We start from the raw sequence: 16,980 nt of genomic DNA, 5'->3' as shown, positions 1-16,980 counted from the left end.
CGCTGGTGGCGCGGGTGGAGCTGCGCCGCCGTCTCGGTGCGCTGCTCGTCCTCGGCGTCCTCACCGGTGTCGTCGCCGGCCTGGTCGGGGGCACCGCCGGCCTGCTGCGGCGCACGGCGACCGCGCCGGCCCGGCTGGAACGGGCCTCGTCGCTGGCGGACCTGCAGGTCTCGTTCGCCCCCGATTCGGCCCTGGCCGGCCGGGTGCTCGCCGCCGTGCCCGGCGTCGTCGTGTCGTCGACGCTCCAGGCGATGGTCGGCCGGGTGGAGGGCCACGCCGCGGACGGTCGTGGCGTCATCTACCTCGGCGCTCTCGGGCCCGCACCCATAGCAGGTCTCACCGGCAGCTCGGCTTCGGGATTGCCGTCCACCTCGACGTTGACCCCGACGCCGCCCGGTTCAGCGCCGGCCCACGCGCCGGTGGTCATCCGCGGCCGGCCGGTTGTCGCCACCGCACCTGACGAGGCGGTGCTGCACGAGCGCACCGCCGCGGCGCTCGGCGTCCGTCCCGGTGACCGGCTGACGCTGCGGATGCTCACCCGTGCGGACTACCTGCGTTTCGACACCGGTATCGGCATCCCACACGGCCCGCTGGTAACCCTCACCGTGACTGGCCTGACCCGAATGGCGGGGCCGGGTGCCACCCAGACCCCGCTGTGGCTGTCGGCGGGGGCCACCACCCGGGTGCGTCCGGTCGGGCTGAGCGTGCGGATGTGGCTGCGGGAGTCGCCGCCGTTCGCCGCGGTGGACCAGGCTCTGGCTGCCGTGGCCGCGTCCCTTCCGCCGGAGCTGGGCGCCGACGAGTTCCCGCCACTGCTGGTGCACCGGCCCGCCACCGAGCCGGACACACGGGTCGCGGCGAGTCGGCAGGTGCTCGTCGCCGGTCTGCTGGTATTCGCCGTGGTGGTCGGGCTGGCCGGGCTGGTCGTCGCCGGTCAGGCTTTCGCCCGCCATCACGCGGCGACCGCGCACGACCAGCACGTCGAGGAGGTGCTGGGCCTGCCGGGAGTTGGCCGGGTCGCCGCCCGGGTGCTCGCCGCCGGCCCCGCGGCGCTGCTCGCCGGGCTGCTCGGCGCGGCGGGCCCCGCGATCGGCGGTCTGCTGGAACCGCTGGGTGCCCTCGCCTCCCTGGAGCCGCATCCCGGCTACGCACCGAGCCTCGCCGCGAGTGCCATCACCGGCCTGGCCGCGACCGCCGCCACCCTGATCCTCACGGCGGCGACCGCCACCCGCGCCAGCCGCCACGGGTTCGACAGCCCATCCTCGGCCGCCAACCCCGCGGGTGCCACGGGTGCCACGGGTGCCGCCAGTGCCGCGGATCCTGTCGCCGCAGCCGGCGCCGCCAGCGCGGCCGGTTCCGTCGCCGACAGCGGCGCCGCGTCGGCGCGCCGTCCGCGGGTGGGGGCGGCGTCGTTCGACGTCTCCGTTCCCCGCACAGCCACCCGCAGGCCGGTGCGTGCGTTGGCCAGCAGGTGCCCGGTCTGGCTGTGGGTGGGCGTCGTGTTCGCTCTGGGCCCGGCCGGCTCGCTGCCAGGCACTCCGGCCACGTCAGCCTCACCGAGCGGACGGGGCGCTCGCCGGCCCGCCCTCGCCGGGGCCGCGCTGGCGGTCACCGGCCTGGTCGCCGCGACCACGATCGCGGGCGGAATCGACCAGCTGGTCGCCAACCCGGAACGCTACGGCTGGCGCGGAGCCGACCTGCAGGTCGTCGACGTCCACCCCGAGGTGGAGGCACGGCTGCGCGCCGATCCGCACGTCGCCGAGGTACGCGTCCTCGCCCAGTCGACGGTCCTCGCCGGCCAGGACTGCGGCACGCCCCGCACCGAACCACGCCACGCCGCCGCTTCCGCCCCGACTGCCGCTTCCGCTCCGACTGCCGCTTCCGCTCCGGATGCGACTCCGAGTTCGGCGTCAGCGTCGACTCCGACTCCGACTCCAGCGACGGCGTTGGCGTCGGCGTCGGCGTCGGCCGCGGCTCGTGCTGGCGGCACGTGCCGCGAGCTCACCGCCTACAGCTTCGATGCCCCAGCCACCGGCCCGGCCGCGCCGAAGCGCGCCGCGGCGAACCGCATCGGATGGACGATGCTCGCCGGCCACGAACCACGCCGCGCCGGTGAGATCGCGCTCGGCCTCCGAACCGCCGATGACCTCGGGCTCGGTGTCGGAGACGTCGTCATCGTGGCTGCCAGGAGCGGCGAGCCACACCGGCTGACCGTCGTAGGCACCGGGATCGGACCTGTCCTCGGCGACGACCGGCTCGGTGACAGCGTGCTGCTGCCGGCCGCAGGGTTCACCGACCTCGCCCGCACCAGCCCCTGGCGCAGCGCCCTTGTCGCGGTGGCGTCCGGAGTATCGACGCGGGCGGCGGCCGCCTCGCTCGGCGATCTGGAGCTCGGCCTGCGCGCGCCACCCGCCGAGGTCGCGAACCTCGCCGGCATCGGACGTCTGCCGCACCTGCTCGGGGCGGCGCTGGCGATGCTCGCGCTGGCCGCCGTCGCCCACGTGGTGCTCGCCGCCGGCCGCGACCGCCGCGAGGAGTTCACGATCCTGCGTGCCCTGGGCTTCTCCTGCGTCCAGACCGCCGCCGTCGCGGTGACGATGTCCTGCGCGCTGGCGTTCCTCGCCGTGCTGCTCGGCATCCCGCTCGGCCTCGGCGTCGGCAGACTCGTCTGGTGGGAGATCGCCACCGCCACCGGCATCGCGACCGATCCGGCCTTCCCGGCCGGGACGCTCACCATCCTCCCCATCGCCGCGCTGGCCGCCAGCGCCCTGCTCGCCCTGGTCGCCCGACGCGCCGATGTCCGTCTCCACACCCTCGCCCCGGGACGCGAGGAGTGAGGAGTGAGGTCAGGCTGACGGCAGGCCGAATCGGTGCCAGAGGCCGCGCAGCTCCGCGGAGCCGAGATCGGCCTTGTGAAGGTACGGACACCCACTGGCGGCGACGGAGGACGGCAGGTCAGCACGGTCGTAGGTCGAACACAGGACGATGACGGCGGCCGGGTCCCTCGCCACGATCCGCGCCGCGGCACCCACCCCGTCCAGCTCTCCCGGCAGGTTGACGTCCATCAGGACAAGATCCGGCGCAAGCTCCCCGGCCGCAGCGACCGCCTCCGCACCAGACGCCGCCTCTCCGACGAGCACGAATCCCGCGGTGCGACGCACCACGGCCGCCGCCGCAAGCCGGAACGGCCGCTGATCGTCGACGACCAGCACTCGCACCTCGGACATGAGCCGAGTCTGTCCCCACCCGTCCGCGCGGCCCAGGGTGCGACCACCTCACTGCGGGGGTGTGGCCACCCTCCCATCGTCACTACCCGCCTTCACTGCCCACCGTCGTGCAGGAACATCAGGACCGCTTTGACCCGCCGGTTGAGATCCGGCTCGTCCGTCAGCCCGAGCTTCGAGAAGATCGCGTTGCTGTGCTTCTCCACCGCCCGTTCGGACAGCACAAGGCTCGCGGCGATGGCGGCGTTGCTCCACCCCTGCGCCATCTGCCCCAGCACCTCACGCTCCCGCGGGGTGAGCCGATCCAGCGCACTGCCACTACGCCGACTCCCCGCCGCGACCAGACCCTCGACCACCGCCGGGTCGATCACCGACTCCCCCGCCGCCACGGCCCGGATCGCCCGCACCAGGTCATCCACGCCAGCGACCCGCTCCTTGAGCAGATACGCCCGCCCGGCCGCACCCCCGTCGAGCAGCGCGATCGCGTACGACGCCTCGGCATGCTGGCTGAGCACCACCACCCCGACCTCGGGCCGCTCCCGCCGCAGCCACGCGGCCACCCGGATGCCCTCATCCGTCCGCGACGGCGGCATCCGAATGTCCGTGACCACCACATCCGGCCCGACCCGCTCGACGGCCGCCTCCAACGAGCCCAGATCCGTCGCCGTCTCCACCAGCTCAACCCCATCGGCCCGCCCGATCATGGCCGCCAGCCCCTGCCGCAACAACGCATTGTCCTCAGCCAGCACCACCCGAACAGCCACGAGCCCGACTCTAACTGGTGCGAAAGTCAACTCCCCGTCTTTGACCCTGGCTCAGGGAGGCGCAGCCGAAAAGCAGTCGATCGGCCGCCAGCCCCGCGCTGCGGCTCCCGCAACCATCACCACCGAGAGTCGCTACATAGAGCGAAGCAACCCACTCCCCTCGGTCACCACTGGAACACGCTACGCAGCAAGGAGTATCGCCGGATGACTACTGCCCTCGCCCCGCTCCTCATCAACATCCCTGCCAGAGCGCCCCGACAGCTCCTCTCTAACCCCTACTGATCTTCCAGAACGGGCCAGCTACCTGCACCTTTGTGTACAGCACGAACTGAGTGCTACACATGTTCTTCTCAAAGTCACTCAGTCGCCTGGGCACTGCACCCATGGAGATCAGTAGACGCGCGAAGGATGCGGCGGGCCGCACCAAGGGTGTCTCACAGAGAGTAGCGCCAGGGACTAGTCGGGGGAAGGTCAAAGTGGCAGACGAAGAGCCTAGATTCACTAAGGAGAGCATCGATGTCACTCCGCACCCCCGCCTTTTGGCTGTCCTCGGTGACATCGAGTTTGCACCCTGGCAATGCCTGGCCGAGCTGATCGACAACGCATTCGATGACTTCCTCACCAGGGCACCGAAAGACGCCCCGCCGCGAGTCGCCATAAGCCTCCCCAGTCGAACCTCAGACCATCGGGATGCCCAGGTTTGGATAAACGACAACGGCCGCGGCATGAGCATGGAACACCTAACCAAGGCACTATCCGCCGGGTGGTCGAGTAACGCACGCTATGGGAAACTGGGTCTGTTTGGCATGGGCTTCAACATTGCCACGGCACGACTCGGCCATACAACCACAGTACGAACAACCCGCGCAGGGGACCCCGAATGGATAAGTGTCACCCTCGATCTTCGCGGAATGGCGACAAAAGGAAACTTCATCGTACCAGCTATCCGCGAGCCGAAAGACGATCCTAGCGAGCATGGTACGCAAGTAATTGTTAGCGACCTACGACAGGATCAACACGAGCTACTCTCCCGCCGGCAGTCGAAGATTCGAGAGGTCCTGGGAGATATCTACTCGTACCTCCTGCGCCAGCGAGGGTTCTCGCTACTCGTCGATGGGAAAGCCGTTCAGCCGCTGCTGCCGTGCATCTGGGAGAAACACCGGTATGTAGTCCACGGTGGGCAACGATATCCAGCATATATCGAGATCGACAAAGAGCTCACACCCCTCAACGCTTGCCACTCATGCGGACGCTGGCAAGACCTAAGTACATCCGAATGCGAGGAATGTGGCAGCGCCGACCTCGAAGAGCGACAGCGGCGAATAGTTGGATGGCTCGGCATTCAACGCTACTCCCACAGGTCCGACTTCGGAATCGACTTTCTGCGCAACGGAAGAAAAATTCTATTTAGAGATCTCCGACTATTTTCCTGGGAAGATCCAAATGAGCCGGGAGCGCGCCCCGAGGCCGAGTATCCCATCGAAGTCCCTCCCGAAGGACGGATAGTCGGCGAGATCCATATCGACCATGTTCGCGTAAACTATCAAAAAAATGCATTCGAATATAATACAGTCGACTGGAAGCACGTCGTCCGCTTCCTGCGAGGCGAAGGCCCGCTGCGTCCGAAAATTGCACGCGCAGCCGGGTACCCGAGCAACGAATCCCCCATTGGGCGATTGTTCACCGGATACCGACGCATCGATCCGGGGTTGAAATGGCTGGTTCCCGGCGACGGATCACACGCAATCCATGAAAAGGCCAAGGAGTGGGGAAAGCTCTTCCGCAGGGGCGACGCCGAATACCAAGATGATCACATCTGGTACGAGGCTGCCAAGCAGCATGACAGACCGAAAGTAGTAGTGCCAACCGACACAGCCAACCCGGCGCCCAACCAGCACGTAGACGTTCGCACGCGTCTAGATATTCCCGATGCCGGCCAATCGAGCCCTGATAATGCCAATTCGGCGCCACCTCGAGAGACCGAAGATGAAAAGCAGCTCCGATACAGGAAAGCCGGCGAAATACTTCTAGACATCTCAGGCGAGTACTCACTGCCAGGGTTCGGAACCGCCCTGAGGGTCACCGTATATGGGCTCAATGGTATTGAGATAATTGATACTCGCGCCGAGCATGTCCCGGTCTATGTGCAGCAGCAACGAGGCTCAGAGGTACACGTCTTCGTCGATTTTGACCACAAGCTATTCACTGACTTTGGCGGGGATCCGCGAGAGTACGCTGTACTAGGAATTGCCGAGCACATCCGGGATCGACGAGGAAGCCATCAATCGCTGAGCTCCGTCATCGCGGAGCTCAAAGAAAGATGCCTACCTGATCAGAGACTCACCCCGGCGGCTCTCGGAATCGCCTCACAGGAGCTGTTGTACCGTATCCGATGGGCGATGAAGCGCGTAGTCGCTGGAAATTCCGAAGGATACTGGGCATACGTGGCCGAGGCCGAGCAGGCAGCAGCCGAACAGCGCTTCGCTCGTGAGGGCCTAGATGTCGACTGGCATCAAGCCCGCGAAAATGGCGAGTGGATACAATACGCATCCTCCGCTGCGATGTCACGCCTAATTCAGCAACGTCCTGCCGATTTTCTGGATGGCAAGGTCTTCCGCGCACCCTATGCAACCTTCAACGATAGCCACGCGCGGGCCCTCACGGTAAATCGGCTTATAGGGTACCTGAACGACGCCGGTCAACTCGCGGAACATCAGACCCGGCGGCGCCCAGATGAGCTAAACCGTGGCCGTCTGAGCTGCCGCCTCCTAGAGACAGAACTGGTCGAGCGCCCAGAGGGTACAGGGTGACCATCTCCTTCGTCGACCCGGTGCACCTGATTCTCGGTGGCGAGCGCCGCTTCCCAATCCAGGTGGAACGTCTGCTGGGTATTCTGGGCTACACCGATGTCATCAATATCGATGGCTCGGGAGACATGGGTGGAGATCTCCTCGCAAAAATCGCAGGAACGTCCTGGGTGTTTCAGGCCAAATGGCAGCGGCAGGGAGCGGTACCCCGCGGAGCCGTCGATGAGCTGTCCAGAGCCATGGATCACTACAGATCAGACCGCGGGGTTGTGGTAACAAATGTAAAGCCAAGCCGCGATGCCGTTGCCCGCGCGCAGGTCCTTGCACGAACAGGCCAGAGAATAGATTTCTGGACCGGCTCTGACCTTGTAGAGCTTTGGCGTACTGCCAGCTATTCTAGCCGGATCCGTCTTCGAAGCTACCAGAGCGAAGCAGTTGCCGCCGTAATTGAAGATCTTGATACTGAAGGTCGCGGGCTTCTCGTGCTAGCGACGGGTCTTGGAAAAACTGTGATCGGCGGTGAGGTTATTTCCCGTCATCTCTCTTTGGACCCTCATGCGAATATTCTTGTTACCGCTCATACGAAGGATCTAGTCTCTCAACTTGAACGGGCACTCTGGCGGCATCTACCCAAAGATGCCAAGACACAGGTGCTAAGCGGAGACGAAAAGCCGAGCGATCTCAGCGGCGTCACTATCGCAACCGTATCAAGCGCACTTAGCGCGGCCCTGGCCGGCTATCGTCCGGCACTCGTCATGATCGATGAAACACACCATGTTGGCGAGGACGGACAGTACGGGCGGCTGCTCGAGGAACTAAAGATGTCCAGCCAGTTCGGCGTGACAGCCACACCCTGGCGAGGCGATAAGTATGACATTGAGAATCATTTCGGCCCCGCTTCTTACAAGTTGGGTATCGGCGACGGGATGCGGCTAGGATACCTCGCCCAAGTCGACTATCGCCTGTTCCTGGACAACATTGATTGGAATATCATCCGAGACGCTTCTCGGCGGTCCTACTCGATGAAGGAGCTCAACTCGAAGCTCTTTCTGCCTCAGCGCGACGAGGCTATTGTGGATGAGCTCAATGCAGCTTGGAAGTCTACCCTGGATCCACGGGCGATAGTCTTTTGTCAGACGAAGGAACATGCGGAACGAATGGCCAGCCTGCTGCGCCGTTCTTCAGATTGGCACAACACTCAAGCGATTCACGACGGCCTGCGGATTCGCGATCGTCAGTTGCGACTGCTCGACTTCCGATCGGGTAAGGTACCGATTCTTACTGCTGTCGATATCCTCAACGAGGGAGTCGACATTCCAGACGTTAACATTATCTGTTTCGCCCGCGTTACTCATAGCCGACGCATCTTTATCCAGCAGCTTGGGCGCGGCCTTCGTCTGCGGGAAGGAAAGCACAAGGTAGTCGCACTCGATTTTGTAAGCGATCTTCGTCGAGTCGCCGCGCTCCTCAACCTACGCAGGCAGACAGCAACAGATGAAATTGAGGTGCTTCCGGATGTTCCACAATCCACGATATCTTTCAGCGACGCGCAGGCGGAGTCTCTGCTCGAGCAGTGGATTTTGGACGCTGCGGATCTAGAGACTGCGAACGATGACGCTCGTCTTCAGTTCCTCGACCCGAGTCTGCCAGCAACATGAGCGTTGCGGATTCGCGGAGAGTACCGAAGGAGCAGATCGCTGCGGTGGTCGTGGCTCTGTACGCAAGAGCCGACAGGCTTGGTTGGACATATCTTCCTCCAGCCTCCCGTACCGCGCTGTATGACGAATGGGTTAGGGATCCAGAGATCGGTGGAGTTCTGGTGAGGTACATGAGCAGCGAAAATGCACGCTCATGGATCAAGGACGGGCCGATGAAGGAGTACGCTCGAGCCAAACTTGGTGCAGGTCGCTACGCGAAGTTCGGCGCGACGCTTTTTGGGCCTAGACCCGAGCAGCTTGTCGGGCATGTACTCGGCGCCACAGCAATCGTAATCGAGGGTAGTATTGGTGTGAAGCCATTTCACTGCCTTGCCAGCCTCAATTCTGCTACGGTATACGTCTGTTGGGATTCTGGACAAAACCTTCGCCATCTGGTGTGGGCATGTATAAACTACCTCGCCGGTAATCCTGACGGGGAATGTTATATTGTCATTCTGGAGTCGCTTGAGTTGCCTACGACTCAGATCGAGAGACTCAGACACTCGCGCATTTCAAAACGCTGCTCTATTGGATTTGGCTACTATCGCATCAATCCAGGCCCTTCGGGGAATGATCCGGTGGTCGCATGAATCGCGATCCCAAGATTAGTTCGCGAATCATGTCCGCGGTAAAGAGCAGCGGGACACGGCCTGAGCTTTCCTTGCGCAGGGAGCTTCATCGCCGGGGCCTTCGATTCCGTGTCTCTAGTTCTCTGACTGGCAAGCCAGACATAGTTTTTGGGCCGTCGAGAGTTGCTTGCTTCGTAGATGGTGATCGATGGCACGGTAACGGCTGGAAAATTCGAGGATTCGCATCCTTCGACGAGGAGTTTCGGCATGCGAACTCCGAATTCTGGAAGGCAAAGATCCGACGGAATATGGAGCGTGATAGGGAAGTCACTGAGGCGCTAGTAGCCGATGGTTGGAACGTGATCCGAATCTGGGCCTCAGACATCGAGCGCGATCTCTCAGGGGCTGCGGACCATGTGGAATCCATTGTGCGGGAACGCCGCGGAGGGAAGAATCAGTGACGCGCTCCCTTACGTCTATCGAATTGTTCGCGGGCGGCGGCGGAATGGCGGTTGGCACCAGCAGGGCGGGCTTTGAACACCTCGCACTTGTTGAATGGTATAGACCCGCAGCGAGCATCCTTCGACACAACGCCGGCGATGAGCTGGGACTGTGGCGCGAGGAAAGCGTACATGAACAGGACGCCAGGATTTGGATCCAGCAGACCGATGTGTCAGCTGGCGAGGTAGATCTTGTCGCCGGCGGGCCCCCATGTCAGCCCTTCTCCTTGGCAGGCGTTCATGCTGGCGATAATGATAACCGAAATATGTTCCCAGCCGCACTCGAGGTAGTTCGCCAACTTCAGCCAAAGCTCGTCATTTTTGAAAATGTTCCCGGATTGACGCGCCCAACGTTCGCGCCGTACTTCTCTTATATAAAAAGTCAGCTGGAGAGACCGACGATTCAGCCAAGAGACGACGAGCTATGGACGGAACACAAGCAACGCATTGAAAGGTCCCGAATTCAGGATTTCGGTTACCATGTCGACCAGCACCTACTTGACGCCGCAGACTTTGGGGTAGCTCAGAATCGGCGTCGGGTTTTTCTCATCGCCGTGCGGAACGACCTCTCGGATTGGGATAGCTGGCCAGCGATTGACGGCAGCCATTCCCGCGATGCACTTCTGTATGACCAGTGGGTGAGCGGTGACTATTGGTCAGAACACGAGCTATCTATGCCAGAGCTTCCCGAGGGGCTGGAATCTAGGGTGCGGGATCTAAAAGAGGCGGGTCGCCCAAGTGGTGGTCGGTGGCGAACCATCCGTGATGCAGTCTCTAGATTTCCGGTACCAGTTGATGGTCAGGAGTCACCTATCGTCTCCAACCATCGGGGTATTCCTGGCGCTCGAGCGTACCCTAAACATTCCGGGAGTCCGTATGACTGGCCCGCAAAGGCTATTAAGGCTGGTGTTCACGGTGTAAGCGGAGGTGAAGCTATGATTCGTTTTGATGATGGCTCGCTTCGCTATCTCACGGTCCGCGAGTCAGCTTGGCTCCAAGGCTTTCCGGACGAGTATGTGTTTCCAGGTGCGCGATCGCGTAGCATGGGGGCAATTGGGAATGCAGTCGCGGTCCCTATGGCAGAAATGTTGGCAGGGACCTTCCGATCTAGGCTCAATCTTTGATTGGCATCCATCGCGGATTGGCCGCTTCGAGTCCCGGCGTACGCTCTTCGTGGAGCTGTAGATTGCTGATGTTGGACGGTAAGGAGTAGGGCGGTCACCCAATCTCCTATGGCGGCTACTCCCAGATCCGCATGGCCGCCGCCAAACGCCTTTTGCGGCGCACACCCGGGCAGGTCGCAACTCCACCAGTCTGGCAGCGCAGGTCCGTGAGTCGCGTTGGCGGAGAGGTTCGGCTATGCGGACGATGTACGCGAGGATTTGCCGCAGGTGGTCCACGTCCCGCAAGGAGATAAGAAGAAAAGCGCCAAAGCCAGTTAGCCCACGCACGAGGTCGTACTCAGCACGTTCAGGAAGCTGGCCGGCGATGGTCGGCCATCGACCCGACCAGGATCTCCAAGAGCAGCTTGCCTTCTTCTGCGGTGGCCAGGGATGGGCGGCCGACCACTCCCGTTGCAGTGTAAGCCGCCATGCCGTGAACCAGGAGATGGGGCCGTGGCCCGCCGCCATCGTCGGCGCCTGCCAGTCGGGCCGGATGGGGGCCCTGCCTGCGACGTCAAGACGCACCCGGGCCGTTCATGGGCATTGAGCAGGTCCGCAGCCTAGCACTGTGTCCAGCCATGTACCATTCGATGAGCGGCGCAGCGTCCCTCCCTGAGCATTGAGCATCTGCCGGATGAGGGCCCATTGCCTGGCAGCGAGCTACCCTTCCCATGCCTGATCATATCCTGACGCCTTGTCCTGGCTGTGCCTGTCGCGCACTATGGCTCCGCCAGCCGAGCCCTCACAGGAAGTTCACAGCTGGGGCTCAGGTGGGGGCTAGGGAGGTGGGGGAGGCTGTCCTGCATGCAACCGGTGCGGGTACTCGTGGTGGATGACGAGAGGACGCTGGCGGAGCTGCTCTCCATGGCGCTGCGCTACGAGGGGTGGGAGGTGCGCAGCGCCGGCGATGGCCGCACCGCGCTGCGGCTCGCGCGCGAGTTTCGGCCGGATGCGGTCGTGCTCGACATCATGCTGCCCGACATGGACGGGCTGGAGGTGCTGCGGCGGCTGCGGGCGGAGAGTCCGGACGTGCCCGTGCTGTTCCTCACCGCCCGTGACGCCGTCGAGGATCGCGTCGCCGGACTGACGGCGGGGGGTGACGACTATGTCACCAAGCCGTTCAGTCTGGAGGAACTGGTCGCGCGGCTGCGCGGGCTGATGCGGCGGGCGGCGCGCAGCGCGGAGACGGCGAACGGGGCCCGGCTCGTCGTCGGCGACCTGACGATGGACGAGGAGAGCCGCGAGGTCGAACGGGACGGCGTGGCGATCCACCTCACCGCGACCGAGTTCGAGCTGCTGCGCTTCTTCATGCGCAACCCTCGCCGTGTCCTCAGTAAGGCACAGATACTCGACCGGGTGTGGAACTACGACTTCGGCGGTCAGGCGAACGTGGTCGAGCTGTACGTCTCCTACCTGCGCAAGAAGATCGACGTCGGCCGTCCACCGATGATCCACACGATGCGCGGCGCCGGCTACGTGCTGCGGCCCGCCGAGCCTGGCCAGCCGGTCGCCGGTCCGCGCCGTGACGCCGCCTCAACCGCCTCGGCAACAGGAGGCTGATCTCCTTGGCCGCCGCCCACCCCGTTGACGCGGCGCGCGCCGGGACCGCCGACACGTCCGGTAGGTCCGGTAGGTCCGGCCGCGGGCAGCGGGCGGGCGGCGGATCATCGGGCCGGCAGTTGGCGCCGTCCCGGTGGTCGTTGCGGACAAGGCTGATCGCCCTGCTCACGGTGCTGCTGGCGACGGTGTCGCTAGCGATCGTGTTCGTCACCGCAGTGGCGCTGCGCGGCGTCCTGGTCAACCAGCTCGACCACAAGCTCGATAACGCGGGGATGCGGTGGCAGCGCGTCACCCGAGCGTTCGGCGACTACCTTCCCGGCCAGGCACCGCCCGAGATCGGCCCCGGCGCTCCCGGCGGTGGACCTGATCCCGGGACGGGTTATGGATACGGCTACGGATACGGGTCAGGCGCGGGCTCCGGCTCAGGCGTCGGTTCAGGACGGCGATCAGACGTGGACCCGGGGTCAGGCGCGGACTCGGGGTCGTCGGGGAGCGTGCAGCCGACCTCCCGGACCAACGCGACGCCCGCGGTCTCCGTCGGAACCCTCTACGGGGTCAGCGAATCCGAGGTCGTCGACCGGTTCTTCACCGGGCCGATGGAGCCGGGCACGCTGGCGGCCGTCATCGACGACACGGGCACCTATGGCAAGGTCCTCGAGTCCCTCGACGGCGCCAAGGCCCTCACCGTCGGTCAGGCCGCCACGATCGCCGGCGTCCCCCTCGACGGCGCCAAGTACACCCGCAGCGTCGGCGCCGACGAGTACCGCCTGGTCGCCGTCACCACAGAGAACGGCCTCACGCTGGTCACCGGGCTGCCGATGAAGCAGGTCAACGCGACGCTGACCAAGATGGCGGTGATCGGCGGCATCGTGGCGCTGGCGGGAGTGGCCGCGGCGGCGATCGCGGGGACGGCGATCGTCCGGGTCACGCTGCGCCCGTTGCGCCGGGTCGCGACGACCGCGGGCCGAGTGGCGGAGATGCCGCTGGACCGCGGCGAGGTGGCACTGTCCGTCCGGGTGCCGGAGGTCGACACGGATCCACGCACCGAGGTGGGCCAGGTCGGCGCGGCGCTCAACCGGATGCTCGGGCACATCGACAACGCCCTCGCCGCCCGGCACGCCAGCGAGACGCGGATGCGGCAGTTCCTCGCCGACGTCAGCCACGAGCTGCGCACCCCGCTCGCCGCGATCAGCGGCTACGCGGAGCTCACCCGCCGCACCCACGAACCCGTCCCGGCGGACGTCACCTACGCGATGAGTCGCGTCGAGTCGGAGAGCGCGCGGATGACGGCGCTGGTCTCCGACCTGCTGCTGCTCGCCCGGCTCGATTCCGGACGGCCGCTGGAACACGAGGCGGTCGACGTCTCCCGGTTGATCGTCCATGCCGTCAGCGACGCGCACGTCGCCGCGCCGGACCACCGGTTCGCCCTCGACCTGCCGGAGGAGCCCGTCACCGTCACCGGCGACGCGGCCCGGCTGCACCAGATCCTCGCGAACCTGCTGGCAAACGCCCGCTCGCACACCCCGCCGGGCACCCAGGTCACCGCCAGCCTCGCCGTGACGGACACCGAGGCCATCATCGCCATCGTGGACGACGGCCCGGGCATCGCCCCCGACCTGCTTCCCCAGGTCTTCGAGCGGTTCGCCCGCGGCGACAGCTCCCGGTCCCGCGCCGCCGGCAGCACCGGCCTTGGTCTCGCGATCGTCGCCGCCGTCGTCGAGGCCCATCACGGCCGAGTCGAGGCCACCAGCCGTCCCGGCCGCACCGCCTTCACCGTCCGCCTTCCCCGCGCCATCCCCTATGGGGCCGCGCCCACCTCGTCGTCTGACGCACCGGCTCTCACCGCCGGCGCGTCATCGGCGGGGCAGCCATCCGATGCCGCGGGAGCGTTCGGCGCGGGCGTCTGACCGAGGAGGCGGCGTAGCTGTCGACCTTCACAGGCAGCGCACAGGTGGAGCACAAGGAGACGAAAGGTCAACGGCCGAGGGTAATCCTCATGTCGCCCATTCTCACCGACCCGGTGCCGCACACCGGGGGTCGTCGCGCCGACGGGCAGCGCCGCAGGATGCCGTGGTCCAGGACTGATCCCGCTCCGCCACCCGAGCATGACGCCCACGACGCCCACGACGCACCCACCGAGGCCGGGCCGGCCGCGACCGACGCGCCGCCCGCCGAACCTCGCGCCACCGGGCGGGCCGCCGACCCCCGGTGGGTGCACCCGGCGCTCGCGGTGCTGCTCATCGGCACCGCGGTGCTGTACCTGTGGGACCTCAGCGCCTCCGGCTGGTCGAACGCCTTCTACGCGGCGGCGGTGCAGGCCGGCTCGGTGAGCTGGAAGGCGTTCTTCTACGGCTCCTCAGACGCCGGCAACTCGATCACCGTGGACAAGCCGCCCGCGTCGCTGTGGGTGATGGCGCTCTCGGCGCGGATCTTCGGGTTGAACTCGTGGAGCCTGCTCGTCCCCGAGGCGCTCATGGGCGTCGGCTCGGTGGCGCTGCTGTTCGCGACGGTGCGCCGGGTGCTGTCCGCCCCCGCCGGCCTGATCGCCGGCGCGGTGCTGGCGCTGACCCCGGTGGCGGCGCTGATGTTCCGGTTCGACAACCCGGACGCGCTGCTGGTGCTGCTGCTCGTCGCCGGCGCCTACGCGACGCTGCGGGCGATCGAGTCGGCGAGCACGACGTGGATGGTGCTGGCGGGCGTGTTCGTCAGCTTCGCGTTCCTGACGAAGCTGCTGCAGGCGCTGCTGGTCGTGCCGGTGTTCGCGCTGGTGTATCTGGCGTGCGCGCCGACGACGTTCTGGCGACGGGTACGCCAGACGCTCGCCGGCGGCCTCGGGCTGCTCATCCCCGCCGGGCTGTTCGTCGCGATCGTCGAACTGGTGCCGGCGTCATCACGGCCGTACATCGGCGGGTCGCAGCACAACAGCCTGCTGGAACTCACCCTCGGCTATAACGGCCTCGGCCGGCTCACCGGCAACGAGACGGGCAGCGTCGGCGGCGGAGGCGGCGGGCGCGGCGGCTTCGGGCGGGCGTTGCAGAACGGCGTGACGGGCGGCCTGACCGGCGGCGGCACGGGCACCGGCGGAGGTATCGGCGCCGGAGCCGGCATGGGCGCGGCGGGTGCGGCCGGTGGCACGACCGGGGTACCGAACGGCACCGGCGGCGGTGCCATGAACTTCATAGGCCAGGGCGGGCCGGGCGGCGGCGGACCTGGCGGTCGCGGCGGCGGCATGTGGGGATCCACCGGCTGGACCAGGATGTTCGGCGACGAGGTCGGCGGTCAGATCGCCTGGCTGCTGCCGGCCGCGCTGATCCTGATGGTCGCCGGCCTGTGGATCACCTGGCGGCGGCCGCGCACCGACCGGCTGCGGGCGGCGTTCGCGCTGTGGGGCGGCTGGCTGCTCATCACCGGGATCATCTTCAGCCAGATGAAGGGCATCTTCCACGCCTACTACACGGTCGCCCTCGCCCCCGCGATCGGCGCCCTCGTCGGGATGGGCGCGGTCCTGCTCTGGCGGGAACGTCGCCACCCTGCCGCCGCGCTGGCCGGCGCGGTCACCATCGGCGTGACGACCGCCTGGTCGTACACGCTGCTCAACCGCGCCCCCGACTGGCACCCGTGGATCCGCTACGCCGTGCTGGTCACCGGCATCGTCGCCGCGCTCGGCTTCCTCGCCGGCGTCCGGCTGCCGCGGCGCGCCGCGCTCGGCGTCGCCGCGGTGGCGCTCATCTCCGGCCTGCTCGGCCCCGGCGCCTACGCGGTGGCGACCGCCGGCACCCCGCACACCGGCTCGATCCCCTCGGCGGGGCCCGCGGGCGGCGTCGGCTTCGGTGGCCCGGGCGGCTTCATGCGCCGCGGCAACGGCGGCTTCCCCGGCCTGGGCGGCCAGATGCCGAATGGCGCTCGGCAGGGCACCGGCCAGGGCCAGAACCAGGCGGGCGGCCAGTTCCCCGGCGCAACCGGCGGCGGCCTGGGCTTCCCCGGCCGGGGCTTCCCCGGCGGCCAGGGCTTCCCCGGCGGCCAAGGCTTCCCCGGCGGCACCGGCCAGGGCGGCACGGGCACTGGCCAGCAGGGCGCCGGCGGCCAGACCGGCACGCGCGGCGGCGGCATGGGCGGCCTGCTGGACGCGGCGACGCCGAGTGACGCGATCGTCAAGCTGTTCAAGGAGAACGCGTCGTCCTACACCTGGGTGGCCGCGGCGGTCGGCTCGAACAGCGCCGCCGGTTACCAGCTCGCCACCCGTGAGCCGGTGATGCCGATCGGCGGCTTCAACGGCAGCGACCCGTCGCCGACGCTCGCCCAGTTCAAGCAGTACGTCAGCGAGAAGAAGGTCCACTACTTCATCGGCGGCCGTGGCTTCGGCCGACAGAACGGCGGCAGCAGCGACTCCAGCAGCATCGCGAGCTGGGTCGAGGCGAACTTCACCGCGAAGACCGTCGACGGCGTCACCCTCTACGACCTGACCGCCCCCAAGGCGTCGACGACCAGCACGTCCGCCGACACCACGACGCGCACTGCCTGATCCCGCGGTCGCACCACCGGCCGTGGGGGGGCCCCCCCCGCGCCCCCGCGGGCGGGGCGGGCCCCCCCGCCCACCCCCCCCCCCCCCCCCCCCCCCCCCCCCCCCCCCCCCCCCCCCCCCCCCCCCCGCGGGCCCACGCGACCCACCACCCGCGCCGAGGCAAGGAGCCGGCGC

10 protein-coding genes and 1 pseudogene are annotated in these 16,980 nt (G+C 66.7%); 9 read left to right on the top strand and 2 right to left on the bottom strand.

From position 1 onward, the window contains the following. Positions 1 to 5 precede the first annotated feature (5 nt). Positions 6 to 2,837, top strand: a complete 2,832-nt coding sequence (locus AC6EXY_RS08805; RefSeq protein ID WP_499816551.1) for an FtsX-like permease family protein — start codon at positions 6 to 8, stop codon at positions 2,835 to 2,837. A gap of 9 nt (positions 2,838 to 2,846) precedes the next feature. Here AC6EXY_RS08805 and AC6EXY_RS08800 read toward each other — a convergent pair whose 3' ends face one another. Together AC6EXY_RS08800 and AC6EXY_RS08795 are read right to left on the bottom strand one after the other, a co-directional pair. Continuing rightward, positions 2,847 to 3,227, bottom strand: coding sequence for a response regulator (locus AC6EXY_RS08800; RefSeq protein ID WP_101836229.1), 381 nt, complete (start codon positions 3,225 to 3,227; stop codon positions 2,847 to 2,849). 48 nt (positions 3,228 to 3,275) lie between these two features. Then, positions 3,276 to 3,988 (bottom strand): annotated as a pseudogene (locus tag AC6EXY_RS08795) (response regulator transcription factor). 476 nt (positions 3,989 to 4,464) lie between these two features. Between AC6EXY_RS08795 and AC6EXY_RS08790 the strand changes: the two are divergent. From AC6EXY_RS08790 to AC6EXY_RS08755, 8 genes are all read left to right on the top strand, one after another. Then, the gene (locus AC6EXY_RS08790; RefSeq protein WP_499816550.1) at positions 4,465 to 6,798 is read left to right on the top strand and encodes an ATP-binding protein; all 2,334 of its coding nucleotides are present in this window, start codon (positions 4,465 to 4,467) and stop codon (positions 6,796 to 6,798) included. Then, complete coding sequence (locus AC6EXY_RS08785; RefSeq protein ID WP_499816549.1) at positions 6,795 to 8,453, top strand: DEAD/DEAH box helicase family protein; 1,659 nt, start codon at positions 6,795 to 6,797, stop codon at positions 8,451 to 8,453. The genes AC6EXY_RS08790 and AC6EXY_RS08785 overlap by 4 nt, the downstream gene beginning before the upstream one ends. A 44-nt stretch (positions 8,454 to 8,497) precedes the next feature. Beyond that, a complete protein-coding gene (locus AC6EXY_RS08780; protein WP_499816548.1) occupies positions 8,498 to 9,082 on the top strand; it encodes a hypothetical protein in 585 nt (194 codons plus the stop codon). Continuing rightward, complete coding sequence (locus tag AC6EXY_RS08775) at positions 9,079 to 9,522, top strand: very short patch repair endonuclease (RefSeq protein ID WP_499816547.1); 444 nt, start codon at positions 9,079 to 9,081, stop codon at positions 9,520 to 9,522. The genes AC6EXY_RS08780 and AC6EXY_RS08775 overlap by 4 nt, the downstream gene beginning before the upstream one ends. Next, entirely contained in the window at positions 9,519 to 10,685 is a 1,167-nt protein-coding gene (locus tag AC6EXY_RS08770; RefSeq protein ID WP_499816546.1) for a DNA cytosine methyltransferase, read from the top strand. Before AC6EXY_RS08775 ends, AC6EXY_RS08770 begins: the two co-directional genes overlap by 4 nt. Positions 10,686 to 11,528: 843 nt before the next feature. After that, a complete protein-coding gene (locus AC6EXY_RS08765; RefSeq protein ID WP_499816545.1) occupies positions 11,529 to 12,284 on the top strand; it encodes a response regulator transcription factor in 756 nt (251 codons plus the stop codon). A gap of 140 nt (positions 12,285 to 12,424) precedes the next feature. Continuing rightward, complete coding sequence (locus AC6EXY_RS08760; RefSeq protein ID WP_499816544.1) at positions 12,425 to 14,191, top strand: HAMP domain-containing sensor histidine kinase; 1,767 nt, start codon at positions 12,425 to 12,427, stop codon at positions 14,189 to 14,191. A gap of 89 nt (positions 14,192 to 14,280) precedes the next feature. Then, positions 14,281 to 16,806 (top strand): mannosyltransferase YkcB-related protein, encoded by a 2,526-nt coding sequence (locus AC6EXY_RS08755; RefSeq protein WP_499816543.1) that lies wholly within the window; start codon positions 14,281 to 14,283, stop codon positions 16,804 to 16,806. The last annotated feature ends 174 nt before the right edge of the window (positions 16,807 to 16,980 follow it).

The sequence above is a fragment of the Frankia sp. RB5 genome (assembly GCF_059816245.1).
Note: the sequence above shows the minus strand (reverse complement) of the source record. Positions and strands in the feature narration are given on the sequence as shown.

Excerpts from the sequence above, each read along its gene's own strand:
- AC6EXY_RS08800 (WP_101836229.1), bottom strand. The coding sequence starts at position 3,227 with ATGTCCGAGGTGCGAGTGCTGGTCGTCGACGATCAGCGGCCGTTCCGG.
- AC6EXY_RS08775 (WP_499816547.1), top strand. The coding sequence starts at position 9,079 with ATGAATCGCGATCCCAAGATTAGTTCGCGAATCATGTCCGCGGTAAAG.
- AC6EXY_RS08765 (WP_499816545.1), top strand. The coding sequence starts at position 11,529 with ATGCAACCGGTGCGGGTACTCGTGGTGGATGACGAGAGGACGCTGGCG.
- AC6EXY_RS08755 (WP_499816543.1), top strand. The coding sequence starts at position 14,281 with ATGTCGCCCATTCTCACCGACCCGGTGCCGCACACCGGGGGTCGTCGC.